Origin of the sequence: Peribacillus sp. NPDC058002, from assembly GCF_042886655.1 — a bacterium.
Lineage (GTDB): Bacteria > Bacillota > Bacilli > Bacillales > DSM-1321 > Peribacillus > Peribacillus aracenensis.
Map to the genome: position 1 here is coordinate 1 of NZ_JBHVQU010000372.1, position 2,684 is coordinate 2,684.

The window sequence follows — 2,684 nt, forward strand, 5'->3', positions numbered from 1 at the left end:
ATACATAGCTGCCGCTATAAGGCCCGAGAGGATTCCGACAAATGCATTTTCTATTTTCTCAAATGCTGGATTTACATCTTTTGCATCCATTCCTTGCAGCATGGCTACCGAGTCTGTGGAAAGCAATGTCGTTACGACTAGATAGGCTACCAGACCGCTCAAAGCGGCGGCTCCATCTTTCCCTTTCGACATCCCCAACGCCACTCCAACAGCAAACAAGATAGCCATATTATCAATGATCGAAGAACCCGCTTTAATTAAGAAAGCCGCTAACGGACTTCCCGCTCCCCATCCTGCTGGATCTATCCAATAACCGATCCCCATTAAAATGGCGGCTGCCGGCAATACGGCTACTGGCAGCATCAAGGAACGTCCAATTTTTTGAAGATATTTTTTCATCCCGCTTTCCCCCTGACAATTACTGATTTAGGGCAAACCCTATATTCTATTAGACAACGGTTCCTTCCATTTTAGAACTGCATTTCATTTATAAATTTGGCTTTATTCAGGAATAAAGTCTTAGCGATTTTCTCCTCCTTCGAAAGTGCATCAAAAAAAGAAAAGTCCAACCGGACTTTTCTTTTTTCTCTTATTTATAGAGCAAGTAATTTTTACGAACCTTTTTAAAAGCATCCTGCTTTGCTTGATATTCTTTCATGATTTCATTTACTGATGAACCGTCTTCAATTCTTGACATTACCCATCCATTGCCAATCAATAAATTGAAATTTTTGGCTGCAAGGAATTCAAAATCTGCAGGATATAGATCCTGAATGGTCTTGATGATATAAAGTCCGGTAGGGACAGCCTTGAATTCCTCTCTATCGGTTATATAAATTTCCACTCCATGGCTAAGTTTACCTGCATGTTTTGAAAATGTAGGTGTAAAGGAGGCTGCCCTGAATTTTACGCCAGGTAACCTTAATGCATTTAATTTCCCAGCAAGCTCATCACTGTTTATATAAGGAGCACCAATCAATTCGAATGGTTTAGTCGTTCCTCTGCCTTCCGAGACATTCGTTCCCTCGATCAAGCCTGTAGCCGGATATACGAACGTAGTGGAAACAGTCGGCATATTCGGTGACGGCAAGACAAAAGGAAGACCAGTTTCTTCATAATCCATTTCCCGCTTCCAGCCTTTCATCTTGATGACCTTTAGATCTGCACCTATTTTAAATTCCTTATTGAACAGGGTAGCCAGTTCCCCAACAGTCATCCCATGCTTAAGAGGTATTGGGTACAAACCAACAAACGATGAGAATTCAGGTTCAAGTACAGGCCCATCTACCGATTCCCCGCCTTGTGGGTTAGGCCGGTCCAGCACGATAAAAGGGATATCATTTTCTTTGGCTGCTTCCATTGCATAAGCCATCGTGTAAATATAGGTGTAATAGCGTGTTCCGACATCCTGGATATCAAAAACAAGCACTTCGACATCCTTTAACATTTCAGGTGTCGGTTTTTTCGTTTTGCCATATAAGCTATAAACGGGCAACCCCGTTTTTTCATCCATATAATATTCAACGCTTGCACCAGCTTGCGCATCTCCACGCACTCCATGTTCAGGACCAAATAACGCTGTCAAATTAATATCCGGATCATCATTAAGTAGATCGACGATGCTGGTTAATTTAGAATCGATGCCAGTTGGATTCGTAATCAAGCCGACTTTTTTTCCGCTTAACACGTCCTTTTCTTCTTTTAAAAGAATTTCAATGCCGGGGCTGACCTTTTGTTTTTTCTTCTCTTTAACAGCGGTTACGCTTTTTGAGGAAACGATGCCGAAAGTCAACAGACAAATGGTAAATAGGATTATCATTCTTTTCAAATTGCATCCCTCCCTATTTTTTAATGGGTCTTCCAGATTTAATATCTAATCCATATCCAAATTTATAAAGGCTTTGATTGGGCTTGGTTACTGATGGTATATCGACCGGCAACGTGCCTTTAGGCTTTGATTCTCCAAAAATGGTCGAGATGCCTGCCGGGATATTTGGCTGTCTATAACGCCCATTCGAATACCCTTTGAACCCGTAAACAGCAAGAACCGCTTTCGCTTCTTCAAAGTTTGCAACATCATAAGGGTTCCTTAAACTCATTAAAACAAACTTTTTATCTTTATTCTTAGCATGATTCATGACCGCCCTAGGGAAGGCTGTTGCCCACTTCGACGAATCTTGAATACTATCATCTATCACTCCATCATTGACAGCTGGATCGTTTTTGACAATATAGGAACCAGTTATGACAAAATCCGATTCATCAATGAGTCTGGCCACTTGATCTGAAAATGACTTTCCTGAAAAACTCATACCCGTTATTTGTACTTTCTTGATTTTCTTATTATCAGCTAATTCGCCGATGCTCCTGGACATGGATTCAACTTGATCATCAAAAGGAGCAAGAATTAAAACTTTATCATTTTTCTTAGGTTTTAAAGGCAATATTTTGTCTTCATTTTTCAAAAGAGTGATGGCATCCTCCGCCATTTTCCTTTCTTTTTTCAAATGGTCTTCATTCCCGACCACTTTAAGCGCGGTTTCGATCTTTTTATCGATCGGAGTGTCATCAGGGTTTAATATCCCCCTCTTCACTTTCAGTTCAAGTATCCTCGTTACAGATTGATTGACTTTACCTAGAGGAATTTCCCCGCTTTCCACCGCTGCCTTCACTGCATTGAATAC

At 40.8% G+C, this 2,684-nt stretch carries 3 protein-coding genes; all 3 read right to left on the reverse strand.

Going from position 1 to position 2,684, the window contains the following annotated elements; all coding sequences use genetic code 11:
• Window positions 1-399 (reverse strand): PTS transporter subunit EIIC (locus tag ACFVSH_RS25180; RefSeq protein WP_387708475.1); only part of this gene is annotated, 399 nt, incomplete at its 3' end.
• A gap of 190 nt (window positions 400-589) precedes the next feature.
• Complete coding sequence (locus ACFVSH_RS25185) at window positions 590-1,828, reverse strand: exo-beta-N-acetylmuramidase NamZ family protein (protein ID WP_387708477.1); 1,239 nt, start codon at window positions 1,826-1,828, stop codon at window positions 590-592.
• Window positions 1,829-1,841: 13 nt separating this feature from the next.
• A partial coding sequence (locus tag ACFVSH_RS25190) for a glycoside hydrolase family 3 C-terminal domain-containing protein (protein ID WP_387708479.1) occupies window positions 1,842-2,684 on the reverse strand: 843 nt, incomplete at its 5' end.